The sequence below is a fragment of the Terriglobus sp. ADX1 genome (assembly GCF_036877645.1).
In the GTDB taxonomy this organism is placed as follows: domain Bacteria; phylum Acidobacteriota; class Terriglobia; order Terriglobales; family Acidobacteriaceae; genus Terriglobus.
Genome location: NZ_JAEDXV010000002.1, coordinates 162,470 through 177,862 on the forward strand (window position 1 = coordinate 162,470; position 15,393 = coordinate 177,862).

Below are 15,393 nucleotides of genomic sequence, written 5' to 3' on the forward strand. Positions count from 1 at the left end.
ATGCGGCCCAGGCGTGTAGTTTCCGTCTCCTCTCTTGCGGGAGATATCGTCCTGGCCTCAAACGTTGTGGTGGCAGATACATCACTTCGTCGTGCAGTGGGCTTGCTGGGGTGTGCGCATCTTCAACGCGAAGAGGGGATCTGGATCAAGCCTTCTTCTGGCGTACACACCATCGGCATGCGCTTTCCCATTGACGTGATTGGCCTGGACAAACAACTTCGCGTCGTGCGCCTCTGGCCTTCACTTAAACCGTATCGCATTACAGCCATCGTGCCGTCGATACGTACCGTCCTTGAACTTGCCGCAGGAAGGATTGTCCAATCCGGACTGCGGCTGGGGGACCAACTTCGCATCCAGGAGTCCGCGCTGTTAGATGAGGCGTCTATTCCAACTTCGTGACGACAGCGGCCAGGTGTTGATCATCACCGCTTTATGCATGGTCGTGCTGATTGGGTTTCTTGGCATGGCCGTGGATATCGGATCCGTCCGTTATGAGCAGCGTCGTCTGCAGAATGCCGCAGATGCGGCTGCGCTCGCCGGTGCGCTGGAAGTGCGCGTCTGCGGCGGCACGCCGAACTGTGCCGCCATTCAGACCGCTGCGCAGAATGCGCTAGTAGAAAACGGTTACAGCAAAGCTGCTCTCCTCACAGACTGCACTATTACACCCGGTACTGGGCTTACCCTCATAGTGACTAACCCCACCTGCATTGTTAAAAACTGGGTCGATGCAGGCCATACACAAGAACGCCTCAACTATGTGGAGACGCAGGTTTCTGAAACAGCGCCGCTGTATTTCTCGCGCATCTTCGGCTTCACCGGCTTCAGTCTCAAAGCGCGTGCGCAGGCCGCACGAGGTATAGGCGGACCGTGTATCTATGCATTGGACCCCAGCGCATCCGGGGCGCTCAATGTGGGCATCGGTGTCGGCTTTAAATCGAATTGTGGTGTTGTCGTTGAGTCCAGTAGCCCCACTTCTGTTAACTGCCTTGTAGGGCTTGGCGTTACTGCGCCGTATGTCCAGGTTTCACCAACAGGGGGCGGTGCCAGTCTTCTGTGTCTCGGAAGCACCCATGTCAACAAGGCACCGGTTCCGGTTCCTGCAGATCCGCTGGCCTATCTTCCGGCTCCGCCGAATGCAAATGATCCTTGCGGTACCCGAAGTGGCAACGTGTTTAACGGCTCGCCGCGTGCGGTGGACCCGACATTACTCGTTGGAAACGTCACCTTTAATCCTGGTGTTTACTGCGGTGGTATCGCCATTACGGCCGCCTTGCTGTCCAATATAACGTTCAATCCTGGTACATATGTCCTTCGCAATGGCCCCGTGTATCTTCTTGGTCTTCCCGTCGGTACCTCAAGTGGCTTCACCATTACCGTTAGTGCCCTGAGCAGCATTGTTGGAAACGGCGTTACGTTTTATAACGAGGGCGACGCCGGAAGCTTTTCGCTAACGGCCAGTTCTTTGCCGTTACAGCTTTCCAATTTCCAACTCACCGCGCCCACGACTGGCAATTACGGGGGCATCCTCTTTTACCAGGCTCATGGCATTACGAATACAGGAACGTTTCTGGTGAACCTGTTACAGGGATCCCGCATGGACGGCGTGATTTATATGCCGGACGCGCTTGTTACCTACGGTGTCGGCGCTGTTGCGGGAGCTTCTCATTACAACGGCATCGTCGCAGATCAGGTACAGTTCACTGCGCAGATCCTCAGTCTCATAGCCAACGATTATTCCTCTCTACAAAGCGGCTCACCTTTAGGTGGAGATCACTCGGAGCTTGTGCAATGAAACTGCATACTTCGCGTCGCCATTTCGTGAAACGATCTGCTGCCTTCGCGCGACGACAGGACGGCAACAGTCTTATTGAAACGGCTTTCGTCCTTCCCGTGTTGCTCCTTTTGCTTGCGGGAGCAGTGGACATTGGCCGTGCCTTTCGTGCTGCCATGATCGTGAACCAAGCGGCAAGCACGGGCGCTGCGTATGGTATTCAGAACCCCTCAGATACTGCGGGCATGCAGCTTGCAGCGAAGACGGATACATCCACACTTGTAACGGTGGTGCCCGCCGCAACATACGGATGCGAATGTCCAGATGGAACCAGTATTTCCTGTTCACCTCAAGCATCGTGTCCTTCGTCGATGAACAGCGTGTATTACGTTGAGGTGGATACCACGGCTACTTACACGCCTATGCTCCCATGGCCAGGTATATCCTCAACCATTCCTCTTTCGGCGAAGGTGAGGCTTCGTGCATCGCGTTAAACAGCTTCGAACAGGCGAAGTTTTATGCGAGGAAACTGGCAGCACTCTGCTGGAGTCAGCACTGTGTCTGAGCCTTGTACTGCTGGTCAGTATCGGTATTATGATGTGTTCCCTGGCTGTCTATACAGAGCACTATGTTGAATCGGCTGCATCCAGTGGCGCACGCTATGCCACCGTACGCGGTTCCACATATAGCGGAACGTCATGTGCCGCGGCTGCTTCCTATTATTGTGAGGCGGGAACCAGTGGCATTCTGAACTACATTCAGACAAATGCTGCGCCAGGCATTAAGGTATCCAACATATCCGTTACAGCATCATGGCCGGGAACAACTGGAGCCGGTGGTGCATGCAATACCGCGCAGGGAAATGATAGCCCAGGCTGTCTTGTCACGGTAACTGTGAGTTATCCCTTCACCTTCACCCTGCCAGGTTTATCGAAACAAAGTATTACCTTCCATGCCAGCCGTTCGACCATCATTTCCCAATAAGTTCAGCTTGGATTAAGGTCGCTGTGCTTGCAATAAAGGATGCAACATGTCTAGTAAGCGGTACCGCACGCTTGACGGCTATCTTTAGATAGCCTGAACCGCCATGTTCACGAAGAAATACATGTAAGTCAGAAGCGGCGCGAGAGTGGGGTCTGCATCGACAAGCTGGAGGACGCGGTCTTACCTTGCTGTCTTAGCCAGCTCTCGTGCTCCATGCGGCTTATCTTTTCTGCCACAGCCAGGCTAATAAAGTGATTGAGCGAGATACCTTCCAGTCGCGCAAGATCTGTAGCTTGCATGCGTACCGACGGACTCAGACGCAGAGGGAAACTTAATACTTTCTTCTGTTCCATAGACCCTTTTCACGTTGCACACTCACGGCGAAATAAGCAAGCCTGGTGTGCGTTTTCATATCGTTTCATCTTTATCGAAGATGTGACGATGTTGATTTGTGTTGAAGCAATTCCACCTGTAAGTACAAGGATGTTGGCGCGAACGAGCTTCATGATTGCACAACCGATAAACCATGAATTATCCAGTATCCGACACTTTCTTGAGATTGGCGCTACGGAGTTCCATTAGAGGAGATATCGGTAAAAATCTTAACTTCATCTCCGGAAATTCCTTTCAGTGAACAAGATTGTGCCCTTTTTCTGCCTGCGCGCTAGCAAGAATGAAGATGACGCGAAAAAGCTTCCTGTCGCTTGAATCGAGTAGTTCCAAAATGGAACCGCTCGCCAACTGACTTACAAAGTTTCTTGCACGCTTCCTTGCAAAGTTGCTGCTTGGTTAGAACTATGCACCATCTCTTACTAAAGACGTACACCCCTGATATTCCCAGTGATATCAAAACTTTGGAATATGATTCCGACCCCATTTTTAGGGGTTTTTCTCAATTTATGGTTGCTTTCGACGATAGGAGCATGAGCGTTGCCGACGGCTGCGCCATCCCCTGCGCAAATCTCCCAAGAACGCTGTTGGAGGAACCATGCTTGATCTTCTGCCCAGTAAAAGAAAACCAGCGGAGGCTTTCTACGGAAAGCTGCTCTTAGCTCATCTCGTCGTATTTCTTATGTGTTTTGTCATGGCAGGCTGCGGTGGTGGTTACGCCGGCGGCGTTGTTCCCAGCCTGGTAACTTCAAAAGTCACCATTGATAGCGGTCAAAGCTTTATGGCGGTGGCCAACAATCCCTCAAATCTTCCCCTTAGCTGGTCACTTTCCGGCACAGCATGCTCCGGCCAGACATGTGGCACGTTGAGTGATAGTTCTGCGCTGGGATCAACTTATGTTGCTCCCTCTGTGACGCAGCAGACGACGATAACGCTTACAAGCACAGTTACAGGAACCCAGTCTGCCAGCACCACGACTATTGTCGTCAATCCGGCTCCACAGATCAGCGGTACTGCGCCGGACGCCACTGTGGGCACGGCGTACAGCACGACATTCGCTCTCACGGGTGGCACGCCTGCATTGAAGTGGCTCGCCGTGAAGGGCACGTTGCCCGCGGGCCTCAGCTTTAACACCACAACCGGAATCCTGTCCGGCACGCCAACGGCTGCCGGCACCAGCACGTTTACGCTTCAAGCGGTAGACTCCAGCGACGTGCCATTCACGGTGACTTCCACCATCACCCTGAAGGTGAGCGCCAGCTCTTCCAATTCTGCACTTCAGGCGGTAGGCACTACGCCCGATGGCACAGTGAATGTGCCTTATGTTTCCGTATTGCAGGCCAGCGGTGGAACCAGCCCGTACAACTGGAGCATTACAAGCGGTACGCTTCCGGCGGGGCTCAGCCTTTCTGCCACCGGTGTTCTTTCTGGCACACCGACGGCTGCAGGCACATCTACCTTCACCGCACAGGTGCAGGATGCTGCGAACGCAACCGCAACGCTGAACCTGACACTGAAGATCAACGCAGCATCGTCGGGTGGATCACTCACGATTGCCACTTCCACACTGCCAAGCGGCACTGTGCAGATTGCCTATGCCGCCAGCATCACCATCACTGGTGGAACAGCTCCCTACACTTGCTCGGTTGATTCCGGTTCGCTTCCTGCAGGTCTCACGTTGGGTAGCAACTGCGCCGTTACTGGCATTCCAACAACTGCAGGCACCAGCACATTCACCGTGCACGCTACGGATGCCAGCAGCCCATCCAACTCTGGAACAGGTCTGATCACCATCGTCATCAACCCTGCGCCGGCAGTGCTCGTACTCTCATCGCCGCCGCCGGCAACCGTTGGGGTGCCTTATAGTGGCGCTGTTTCGGTTACGGGTGGTACCGCACCGTATCACTGCGTGCTTGCGTCGGGCGCTATGCCTGCCGGTCTCACGCTCGGTTCGGATTGCGTCATCAACGGTACACCGCTGGTCGCGGGCACCACGTCCATCGGCGTCACGGCAACCGATTCCACAAACCCGGCAAACATCACCACGGCCACTGTTACGGTCACAGTGCAGGCTCCGATTATCACGCTCACCATCACGGCTCCTCCGGTTGCAGTGGTTGGTGTGCCGTATGTCGGAACCATCGGTGTGGTAGGAGGCACTGCACCGTATCAGTGCACGCTTGTCTCGGGAACGTTACCCAATGGCCTCACCATGGGCTCCGACTGCGTGATTACCGGAACGCCGCAAACGCCGGGTGTTTCTACGGTAGGCATCACGGTCATTGACTCCGCGAACCCGCCAAATACCAAGACCACCACCGTCAACATCACTGTGATCGGAAGCCTGCTCACACTTACCATCACCTCACCTCCGGTGGCAGTGGTAAATGTGCCGTACGTCGGTCTGATCACGGTTGTGGGCGGCGTCGCTCCCTACACCTGCACGGTGGCTTCCGGTACATTGCCTGCCGGTCTGACCCTGAACTCCAACTGCGTCATCACCGGTACACCTACCGCGCCCGGCGTATCCACGGTCAGCATCACGGCCACGGACTCCGCCAACCCTGCAAACACCAAGACGTCTCCGGTCACCATCACGGTGCAGGGTACGTTGATTACCCTCACGCTTACGGCACCTCCTGTGGGTGTAGTGAACGTGCCCTACGTCGGCGTCATCCTGGTACTGGGTGGAACACCGCCGTACACCTGCTCCGTGTCTTCCGGCACGTTGCCTCCTGGCATCACGTTGCACAGCGACTGCACGCTTACGGGCACGCCGACCTCGGCAGGCACGTTCTCGGTCAATGTCTCTGTCCACGACTCTGCCAGCCCGGTCAACTCCACAACAGCCGCTGTGCCAATCACCATCCTTGGCGCAACGTCGTCACTCACCCTTACTGGCCCGGCAAACGCTACGGTTAGCAAGCCCTATAGCGGAGCCATTGGTGTCACGGGCGGAACTGCCCCGTATACCTGCGTGATCAACAGTGGCAGCCTGCCCGCAGGCCTGACGATGGCTGCAAACTGCTCCATCACAGGCACGCCCACCGCGGCTGGTACGTCCACCTTCAATGTCACGGCAACCGACTCGGGCAGCCCGGCTAAAACCGGCACCGCGAACATTGTCATGACCGTCAACCCGATTAGCCCGCTGTCGCTGACAGGCGGCCTGCCTAACGCAACGCTCGGTGTGGCTTACACCCAGACCCTGCAAGCAACGGGCGGACTTCCGCCGTACACCTACACGGTCACCTCCGGATCGCTGCCTGCGGGTCTCTCGCTCTCAAGCGCCGGTGTGGTCAGCGGAACACCAACCGCGGTCGGCGCAAGCAGCTTCACCATCACCGCAACGGATAGCCAGGCAACGCCGCAGCAGGCCAGCCTCCCGCTGACCATGCAGGTGCTCTACCCCAGCACACCGTCTGACGCACTGCTGAAGGGACCCTACGCGTTCCTCTTCCAGGGCTATGACGATGTCGTGGCAGGCGTGCTCGCCTACCAGACCGCAACCATCGGCAGCATCACCGCAGACGGTAACGGCCTGCTCACGGCTGGCGAATTGGATAGCAACCACCAGTCCTCCAACCCAACCGGCAACACCATTGCTACGAACGCCCTGCTGGGCACGTACACCATCGGTACGGATGGACGCGGCACCCTTGCCGTAACCACCATAAACGCGGATGGTACGGCAGGTCACACCACGCTCTACTCACTCGTGCTGAAGTTGCCGACGGCTCCGGCCACGGCATCCTCCAGTGGAAGCATGATCGAGTCGGATGGAGACATCCTGCTTGCAACCAAGGGCTCCGGAACACTGCTGGCACAGAACACCTCTGCATACAGCAATGGGCTGACTGGCAACTATGCCTTCGGCGTCTCCGGTGACACACCTTGCATCCCCACCTGCACCATCGGCCTCATCGCCGGTCCTGTAGCCACAGTCGGTCAGTTCACTGCCAATGGTGGAACGATCACCGGTATCAGTGACGCCAATGTGGCCAGCACAAACTACGCCAGCTCCACACTCTCAGGCGCCAGCTCCGCTGCGGATACCAACGGTCGCATCGGTCTGACGCTGGACAGCGCGAAGCTCGCTGGTCTGGCTTACCCAACTCACTACGCTGTGTACCTGGTGGATGCGACCCACGCGTTCCTCATGTCTACAGACAAGCACTCGTCCTATGTGCTGCAAGCTGGTACTGCCACAGCACAATCCACCACCACCTTCAGCAACGCATCGCTGAATGGTCCCTTCGTCGGCTATGAGAACGCAGCAATCAACCCGGGCATCATCGGCAAGACGCTCGATAGCGTACTCAACCTGTCCTCGGCAAACGTTATCCGTGGCACGGGCAACAACAACGGTACCTGCACCACCACCAATGCGGATTCAGCCGGTCTTACGGGCCTGGTCAACACACTGACTGGTCTCGGTGGCAACAACAACCTGCTGAACTATGTGCTCGGCACATATCAGTCGCTGGGCAACAGCAACTGCGCTGTCGCCAGCAACGGACGTGTTGTCTTCAACTATCCCGCCCCCGATCCATCACTCCTGACACCGATTCTTCAGTTGTTGGGTCTGACGGGTAACCCCCCGGCGCCACGTGTGGTTTACCTCACGGGCAACAATGCGGGTTACTTCCTGGAGACGGGCTATGCAGGTCTCGGTCACCTGGAAGCACAGGCAGCCGGTCCGTTCACCCTGTCCAATCTGAATGGCACCTATACCTATGGCACGGTCCCGGCATCCAGCCTGGCCACCATCGACGGTGACGGTACCTTCACTGCGGACGGTGCAGGAAACCTCACCTATACGACGGATACCAATGTCGGTGTGGGCAACCTGAACATCCTGCAACTGGGTGTCGGTGGTAGCGCAACCTACAGCGTTACGGATGCAACCGGAGGACGCTATCTGCTGAACGACGGAAGTGTGGTCTACGCTCTGTCGCCAGGCCGGTTCGTGGTACTGAAGGGTGGCTTGCTTAGCACCGCTCCGTACACGGCAATCCTCTACTAACGCACCGGAATGGAGTGAGGTCCTGAGCGACCTCACTCCACCTCCGGAGGTTTCCAAGGTCCTCGTTCAGAAAAGGGATTTTTATGACTCGCATCATGTCTGTGCTTCTCGTTGCATCCATTGCATCTCCCCTGGCCCTTGCGCAAGCCAGCCCCAGCGGTGCTGACTGGTCTGCTCCTCGTACGACGCTTTCCGTTGGTTATGCCAATGTGCGCTCCAATGCACCTCCAGGCCAATGCAACTGCTTCGGTGCTAATGGTGGATATGTCTCCGCTGCGTACTCTCTTCTTCCGTGGTTCCGCATTGCCGGTGAAGTGACCGGTAGCCATGCGAATCACATTGGATCCCTCGGCCAGGATCTGACGTTGATGACTTATACCGCCGGGCCGCAGATTGTTGTGCCTGCAGGACGCTTTGAGTTCTTTGGTCATGGACTCTTCGGCGCTGCGCATGGCAGCGATTCTTATTTCCCATCGGGCAATACGGTCAGCAGTTCTGCCACCAGCTTTGCCATCAGTACCGGTGGCGGTATCGACATTGGCCTAACGCGTCACATCGGTGTTCGCGCAGCCCAGGTGGAATATTTGCGCACGAGTTTCCCCAACGCTGGAAACAACAACCAGAACCACACAATCTTCAGTGCAGGTCTTCTTCTGCGATTTGGTCATGCTGGTAGTCGCGTGGATGCTGACCGCAATCAGGCGTACAAAGTGCAGCGCGACATGGAGAAGCAGGCGCATGAAGCAAAGCCGGAGGCACCGGTTGCAGCTGCGGCGCCGCCTCCTCCGCCACCACCCCCAACTTCCACCACCATCAAGGCTCCAGCAGCGACAGATGCCGATTTCGACCACAGCGTAGATAGCGCGTTCTTCGATTACGACAGCTATGAGCTTCGTCCAGATGCTCTGGCTGCAGTGCTGAAGAATGCAACCTATCTCAAGGCACATCCTGATCTGGAGATTGTTGTAGCCGGATATGCGGATGAGCGCGGAACGGCAGAGTACAACCTTGCGCTGGGGCAGAAACGTGCACAGGCTGTGCGCGATCAGCTCATCGCAGATGGTGTATCACCCGCCAAACTGGACGTTGTCAGCTATGGCAAAGAAAAGCCTTTGTGCAGCGAAGATAACGAGGCGTGTTTCCAAAAGAACCGTCGTGCGTCTCTAGAGAATCACTCTCGATGAAAACTGATGCTTTTGAAGTATTGCGTCTGTGCAACGAAGGGTAGAGAGTCGAATCCTATTGACTCCAGCCTGGAAAGGATGAAGATTGGGGGAGCTGCGACGCAGCTCTCTGTCTTCTTTTGAATATGTACCTTGACGCGCCCGATTATGCCTTGGCTGAAGCACCGCGGCGGCCTGCTGTGCTTAAATTTCCTTCCAGGCCCGTGGTATTTAGCGAGCTGGTTGCAGCACTGACGTATGCCTTCGATCTGGGCTCGAGCGAACACTCAGGGCACACCCTGCGTACGTGTGTTCTGGGTATGAATCTGGGAGGGGCTATCTGTCCTTCGCAGGAATGGATGAGCGAGCTCTACTACGCCTTGCTGCTTAAGGATGTGGGGGCGACGAGTAACACCGTTGACATCTGCGAACGCATGGGGATGGAGGAACAACTCTGCCGCCTTGCGCTTCGCGTCTTCGATTGGACAAAGCTCACATGGCCACAGATACGCTTTGTGTTTCGGCATGCTTTCCGTGGCAAATCATTCCCCTCAAGGCTGAAGCACATCCTGCGCCTCCTGCAGAACCGGCGTCTTGTGTGGCAGTCCGCCCGTCAGCGCGCTGTCACCAGTGAACTCATCGCACGTAAGTTTGGTCGCTCAGAAGCTACGATCGACGCCATACGTTGTGTTGATGAGCGGTGGGATGGCTCAGGTGGCCCTGCGGGTATGAAGGAGAGTGAGATTCCATTGATGGCGCAGACCTGTGCCATTGCGCAGACTCTTGAATCGCTGGATACCATTCTGGGACGCGATGAAGCCGTCCGCATTATTGAAGATCGTGCAGGTACGTGGTTTGACCCTGGGTTAGTCGCCCTCGTCGTCATCATGCATCAGGAAGGCACTCTTTGGAACGGAGCGGATACTCCTGACCTTATGCAGGAAGTGCTTTCACGCGATCCAGAACCAGGAAAGATTGCCTGCGGCTATGACGTATTTGAGAACATCTGTTCCGCGTTTGCTGACATGATTGATGCCAAGTCGCACTACACGTTCATGCACTCGCAGAACGTTGCTGTGTTCACAGAGGCGATTGCACGGCAAATGCATCTCTCGGAAGAGAAGATCACCTCGCTGCGCCGCGCGGCACTTCTGCACGATATCGGCATGCTTGGCATCTCGAATTCCATCCTGGATAAAGAAGGCCCGCTCACAGAACAGCAATGGGTCGCGGTGCGCGAACATCCCCGACACACCTACGACCTTTTGCGCAAAGTGCGTGGCTTTGAGGATGTCGCACGGATCGCACGCGATCATCATGAACGTCTGGATGGCTCCGGTTATCCGCAAGGACTGACAGCGGAGGACATTGATCTGCCCACACGCATTCTCAGTGTGGCCGACGTGTATGACGCCGTCTGTTCACCCCGCGCCTATCGCAATAACCTGGAGCCGGAGACGGTCCTGCAAATCATGGAGAAACTGACGCCGCATCAACTGGACGTCGATTGCGTCGCAGCTCTCAAGCGAATTCTGGAGCAGGCAAAGCATTACAGCATCGCACCCTGAAGCAAATTGTCTGAGGAAGAAGATGGCATCTGACTTCCGCAGCAGCCACGGCTGGACAGCCACCGATGCTTGCGCTGAAAGATATGGAAAGGAATGGTAGGCACGAATGGATTCGAACCATCGACCTCTACCGTGTCAAGGTAGCGCTCTAACCAACTGAGCTACGCGCCTGCGTTTGAAAGGGGATTGCTCCCCGGCTGCCCGGGCGGGCTGCCGACTCCTTTCAGTGTAACTCTCGTTATCCCTCGTGGCAAACGCTTGCCTCGTGTGCGGGCCTACTGGGAAGAGGCTGCGCGCCCTGTTTGAGGTCGCAATTTGCGGGTGATTAACCGCTGCATATGTCCCGCTTGATCATCTGTCAGGCACCGGATCGGCAGTGCGGAAAAGCCTCCCTCGTACAGAAACACGACCACGCGATTACCTCTCCTCGTTTCAGTGAGGCTCGTCCATGGCGACAGTGAAGGCTCTGCCTGCGCATTGAGATTGATTCCAGAAGTTGCGTCTTCATGTTGGGGAACGCGGAAGCACCACCCGCTTTCCTGCAGGATGGCTTCGCACTCACCCGTCGGAATCGGAGCCGCGGTGGCTTTACGGCGCTGACGTTTCCAGGCCATCCCTGCGATCCAAAGAATGACGCAGAGACCCACCAATCCCAGCAAAAGCGGTATCACGATACCTGTACCGACCAATGCACCTTCCCGCCGCAGACTCAGCAGTCCACTGAGAGATGCGCCCACCAATGGGATAAGGATCACTGCAAACGTGGTGCCCGGAATGCCCCCGCTACGCCGCTGTCGTTCCGTAGCCAGCCGCACTGCTTCGTCCCATTCTCTCTGCGTCCAGTGGTAGACAATGCGCATCGTGCCGAATCCTTCCATCGGACTATATCGGCTCCCCGGCTGGAAAGGGCGGCAGGGAGTGCCACAGAAGTCATAAGACCGGTATCTCCAAGACAGTCTCTGCGACGCAGCCTTCGCCGCATATGATGAAGTTATTCCTTCATCGGGACAGTATGACCTCTCTCCTTCGACAGCTCCGTGCCGCGCCAAACCTGCTGACGCTTCTGCGTCTGCTGGCCGTGCCGTTTCTGGTGGAAGCGATTCTGGCGCAGCATGAGGAGATTGCGCTGCTGATCTTCGTCGTGGCGGGTGCCACCGACGCGGTAGATGGTCGCCTGGCCCGCAGACTGAACCAAACCACGCGCCTCGGGCAGTATCTGGATCCCATTGCGGATAAGCTGATGCTCTCCACGCTTTTCCTGACCGTTACGTGGGTGGGATTGGTGCCTAAATATGTGACGGTGCTGGTGTTTGCTCGCGATATCGGCATTCTTTGCATCAGTATTTTGTTGTTTTTCACGGGTACCATGCGGGACTTTCGCCCATCGGCCATCGGCAAGCTCAACACACTGGTGCAGATCTTCACCATGCTGCTGGTCCTGTTGACGGCCGTAAAAACCACCGCAACATTGAGCGAACTGCGGCATTGGCTGTTGGTGGGCATCGCCTGGTTGGCGCCGCTTTCCGCCGCGCAATATGCCTGGATGGTCTTCCACCGCATCGCGACGGACCCGCTCGAGAGCCTGGCCTGATACATCGGGGACAAAGTTTAATAATTATTCTTAAAGAACATGGTTTTGCCATTGCCACCCGGTTTCCACAGGCCTACACTGGAAACATGCCCGTGGTGTATCTACCCACAGGCCTTTGACCTCTTATGCTGCGGTTGACCAAAAAAGCGGATTACGGCCTGATGGCCCTGAAGTATCTTGCCGAGCAGGCTGTTCTGACGGGCAAGACAGGACCGGCTAGTGCCCAGTCCGCCAAGGACATTGCGGAGGCGTACCATATCCCGCCGCAGCTCCTTGCCAAGATTCTTCAGACGTTAACCCGGCAGGGCATTCTTGTTTCGCACGCTGGAACCAATGGCGGCTACGCGCTGGCGCGTACAGCTGCTGAAATCAGCGCGTTTGAGGTGATCCGAGCCATTGACGGCCCGCTGTTTATCACCTCTTGCATCACCATTCACGGCACCTGCGACCTGGCCGGTCACTGCACCATCAAAGAACCGCTGCGCAAGGTGAATGACAGCATCAAGGAGCTGCTCAGCGGCATTACTATTGCCGATCTGGCAGAACCGCAGGACACCGCCGAACCAGCCAACACGCTGGGCGGGGGCCTTGTCTCCATCGCTCTTTAGAACCCATAAACAATAGGCACGCGCAGCAAATTTGCACCACTTGCTCGGAAACGGATCAGGAGAAGAAACAAGTCATGAGCCTCGCCACGGAAATCGAATTGCTGGAGTCCACACCCGCGCACAAGGGCGTCCAGTTGCCCATCTACATGGACAACCATGCCACCACCGCGCTTGATCCGCGCGTGCTGGAAGCCATGCTGCCGTACATGACCAAGATTTACGGCAACGCTGCCAGCCGCAACCACCAGTTTGGCTGGGAAGCTGAGCAGGGCGTCGACAAGGCGCGCGAACAGATCGCCAAGCTGATCAACGCCACGCCGAAGGAAATCATCTTCACCTCCGGTGCCACCGAAGGCAACAACCTTGCCATCAAGGGCGTTGCGGAGATGTACCGCGAAAAGGGCAACCACATCATCACCCAGGTGACCGAGCACAAGGCTGTCCTTGACACCTGTAAGCACCTGGAAAAGCGCGGCTACAAGGTCACCTACCTGCCGGTTGAGGCAGACGGCCTGGTTGACGTGAAGAAGATCGCGGAAGCCATCACGCCGGAGACCATCCTCGTTTCCATCATGTACGCCAACAACGAAATCGGCGTCATCAACCCCATCGCAGAAATCGGCAAGCTGTGCCATGAGAAGGGTGTGCTCTTCCACGTGGACGGCGTGCAGGCTGTGGGCAAGATTCCGGTAGACGTGCAGAAGGACAACATTGATCTGCTCTCCATCTCCGGCCACAAGATTTATGGGCCGAAGGGTGTGGGCGCTCTGTACGTTCGTCGCCGCAGCCCGCGTGTCCAGCTCGTCTCGCAGATTGACGGTGGCGGCCACGAGCGCGGCATGCGTTCCGGTACGCTCAACGTCCCCGGCATCGTTGGTCTCGGTAAGGCCTGCGAGCTTTGCGGCGAAGAGATGGAAGCAGAGACCAAGCGCCTGACTGAACTTCGCGACTATATGAAGGCAAAGTTTGAAGCTGCTCTGGACTACGTTCACGTCAACGGCAACATGGATCACCACCTGCCCGGCAACCTGAACATGAGCTTCGTCTACGTCGAAGGCGAGAGCCTGCTGATGGGCATCAACGACATCGCGGTCTCGTCGGGTTCGGCCTGCACCTCGGCCACCCTGGAGCCCAGCTACGTGCTCAAGGCCCTCGGCCTCGGCGACGACGTTGCGCACTCGTCCATCCGCTTCGGCCTGGGCCGCTTCAACACCAAGGAAGAAGTGGACTACGTCAGCGACAAACTCATCGACACGGTGCTGAAGCTCCGTGAACTGAGCCCGCTGTACGAGATGGTCAAGGAAGGCATCGATCTCGACAAGGTAGAGTGGACCGCCCACTAAGGAGTTTTCCTGTGGAACAGAAAATTGATTTTCGCCAACAACGCGCACGAGCGATCCAGGTGTTAGTTCCCATTCTGGTGAGCGTTTCGGTGGTTGATCTTCTGTTCCACCAGTCCTTATCTTTCTGGTTGGCGTCGGTGTTATCACCAGTGTTTGGGGGGCTGATTGTGCTTTGGCCAATGTATTACTGGCAGAAGCACGCAGAATCCATCAAGTGACAGGAGCAATTCGTTGAAGGAGCCGTCCGGCAAAACTTGGCTCAAGACCATGTTGCTCACATGGCTCTCCAGCATGGCCGCCGGCTACTTCTTCCACACGCCACTCACCTGGCGTGAGGCGTTTAAAACATTTGACTACGCCATCGCGTTTGCGACCGTGGTCTGGCTCATCGCCCTGGCCCGTTGGCACAGGGGAATTATCAAGGGGTAGCATCCGGCGGGGATTTGCACTGAAATCTGACCGGAAGGCATCTAATTAACGTATTCGCTCAACAGGAGACGAACATGGCATACAGCGATAAGGTAGTCGATCACTACGAGAATCCGCGCAACGTCGGAACGCTCGACAAGAACTCCGCCGAAGTGGGCACGGGCCTGGTTGGCGCGCCGGAGTGCGGCGACGTCATGCGCCTCCAGATCAAGGTCAATCCCGAAACGCAGGTTATTGAAGACGCAAAGTTTAAGACCTTCGGCTGCGGTTCGGCCATTGCCTCCTCCTCGCTCGCGACGGAGTGGGTTAAGGGCAAGACCATTGACGAAGCTCTCGCCATCTCCAACACGGAGATCGTGAAGGAACTGGCCCTGCCGCCGGTTAAGATTCACTGCTCGGTGCTGGCGGAAGACGCCATCCGCGCGGCGATCGGCGACTGGAAGAAGAAGAACCACGCAGCAGAGCCGGAACTGGCCGCAGCAGCAAACTAAGCACTCGATTCGGCGGGACAGGCAGGCAG

15 protein-coding genes and 1 tRNA gene are annotated in these 15,393 nt (G+C 56.6%); 13 read left to right on the forward strand and 3 right to left on the reverse strand.

Translation table 11 applies throughout. The annotated features are described in order from the left end of the window. From JAO32_RS02455 to JAO32_RS02470, 4 genes are read left to right on the forward strand one after another with little or no spacing between them, the layout of a single operon-like run. Window positions 1–399: a DUF192 domain-containing protein gene (locus tag JAO32_RS02455; protein WP_334237139.1), complete on the forward strand. Its 399-nt coding sequence runs from the start codon at window positions 1–3 to the stop codon at window positions 397–399. Next, a complete protein-coding gene (locus tag JAO32_RS02460) occupies window positions 374–1,792 on the forward strand; it encodes a pilus assembly protein TadG-related protein (protein ID WP_334237141.1) in 1,419 nt (472 codons plus the stop codon). Before JAO32_RS02455 ends, JAO32_RS02460 begins: the two co-directional genes overlap by 26 nt. Beyond that, window positions 1,789–2,265, forward strand: coding sequence for a TadE/TadG family type IV pilus assembly protein (locus JAO32_RS02465; protein WP_334237144.1), 477 nt, complete (start codon window positions 1,789–1,791; stop codon window positions 2,263–2,265). Before JAO32_RS02460 ends, JAO32_RS02465 begins: the two co-directional genes overlap by 4 nt. After that, window positions 2,252–2,755, forward strand: coding sequence for a TadE/TadG family type IV pilus assembly protein (locus tag JAO32_RS02470; protein WP_334237145.1), 504 nt, complete (start codon window positions 2,252–2,254; stop codon window positions 2,753–2,755). The genes JAO32_RS02465 and JAO32_RS02470 overlap by 14 nt, the downstream gene beginning before the upstream one ends. A 128-nt stretch (window positions 2,756–2,883) precedes the next feature. On the opposite strand, the gene JAO32_RS02475 is transcribed toward JAO32_RS02470, so the two are convergent. Next, the gene (locus JAO32_RS02475; protein WP_334237147.1) at window positions 2,884–3,108 is read right to left on the reverse strand and encodes a toxin-antitoxin system HicB family antitoxin; all 225 of its coding nucleotides are present in this window, start codon (window positions 3,106–3,108) and stop codon (window positions 2,884–2,886) included. Window positions 3,109–3,743: 635 nt separating this feature from the next. On the opposite strand from JAO32_RS02475, the gene JAO32_RS02480 reads away from it, so the two are divergent. From JAO32_RS02480 to JAO32_RS02490, 3 genes are all read left to right on the forward strand, one after another. Further along, the gene (locus JAO32_RS02480) at window positions 3,744–8,171 is read left to right on the forward strand and encodes a beta strand repeat-containing protein (protein WP_334237149.1); all 4,428 of its coding nucleotides are present in this window, start codon (window positions 3,744–3,746) and stop codon (window positions 8,169–8,171) included. Window positions 8,172–8,254: 83 nt separating this feature from the next. Further along, entirely contained in the window at window positions 8,255–9,355 is a 1,101-nt protein-coding gene (gene pal, locus JAO32_RS02485) for a peptidoglycan-associated lipoprotein Pal (RefSeq protein ID WP_334237151.1), read from the forward strand. Between the two features lie 338 nt (window positions 9,356–9,693). Continuing rightward, the gene (locus JAO32_RS02490; protein WP_334237152.1) at window positions 9,694–10,902 is read left to right on the forward strand and encodes an HD-GYP domain-containing protein; all 1,209 of its coding nucleotides are present in this window, start codon (window positions 9,694–9,696) and stop codon (window positions 10,900–10,902) included. Window positions 10,903–10,996: 94 nt separating this feature from the next. On the opposite strand, the gene JAO32_RS02495 is transcribed toward JAO32_RS02490, so the two are convergent. Beyond that, a tRNA-Val gene (locus JAO32_RS02495) sits at window positions 10,997–11,073 on the reverse strand. A 104-nt stretch (window positions 11,074–11,177) separates the two neighbouring features. After that, window positions 11,178–11,762 (reverse strand): hypothetical protein, encoded by a 585-nt coding sequence (locus JAO32_RS02500; protein WP_334237154.1) that lies wholly within the window; start codon window positions 11,760–11,762, stop codon window positions 11,178–11,180. A gap of 152 nt (window positions 11,763–11,914) precedes the next feature. Here JAO32_RS02500 and JAO32_RS02505 point away from each other — a divergent pair, with 152 nt between their 5' ends. The 6 genes from JAO32_RS02505 (at window position 11,915) to iscU (ending at window position 15,364) form a co-directional block, all read left to right on the forward strand. Then, on the forward strand, window positions 11,915–12,493 hold the full coding sequence (locus tag JAO32_RS02505) for a CDP-alcohol phosphatidyltransferase family protein (protein WP_334237156.1): 579 nt from the start codon (window positions 11,915–11,917) through the stop codon (window positions 12,491–12,493). 125 nt (window positions 12,494–12,618) lie between these two features. Then, window positions 12,619–13,101 carry an RrF2 family transcriptional regulator gene (locus JAO32_RS02510; protein ID WP_334237159.1) on the forward strand — a complete coding sequence of 161 codons (483 nt, stop codon included), beginning with the start codon at window positions 12,619–12,621 and terminating at the stop codon, window positions 13,099–13,101. Between the two features lie 74 nt (window positions 13,102–13,175). Continuing rightward, window positions 13,176–14,444 (forward strand): IscS subfamily cysteine desulfurase, encoded by a 1,269-nt coding sequence (locus JAO32_RS02515; protein ID WP_334237161.1) that lies wholly within the window; start codon window positions 13,176–13,178, stop codon window positions 14,442–14,444. Window positions 14,445–14,455: 11 nt separating this feature from the next. After that, complete coding sequence (locus JAO32_RS02520) at window positions 14,456–14,662, forward strand: hypothetical protein (RefSeq protein WP_334237163.1); 207 nt, start codon at window positions 14,456–14,458, stop codon at window positions 14,660–14,662. A gap of 13 nt (window positions 14,663–14,675) precedes the next feature. Beyond that, on the forward strand, window positions 14,676–14,873 hold the full coding sequence (locus JAO32_RS02525; protein WP_334237164.1) for a hypothetical protein: 198 nt from the start codon (window positions 14,676–14,678) through the stop codon (window positions 14,871–14,873). A 74-nt stretch (window positions 14,874–14,947) separates the two neighbouring features. Beyond that, the gene (gene iscU / locus JAO32_RS02530; RefSeq protein WP_334237166.1) at window positions 14,948–15,364 is read left to right on the forward strand and encodes a Fe-S cluster assembly scaffold IscU; all 417 of its coding nucleotides are present in this window, start codon (window positions 14,948–14,950) and stop codon (window positions 15,362–15,364) included. Window positions 15,365–15,393 lie beyond the last annotated feature (29 nt).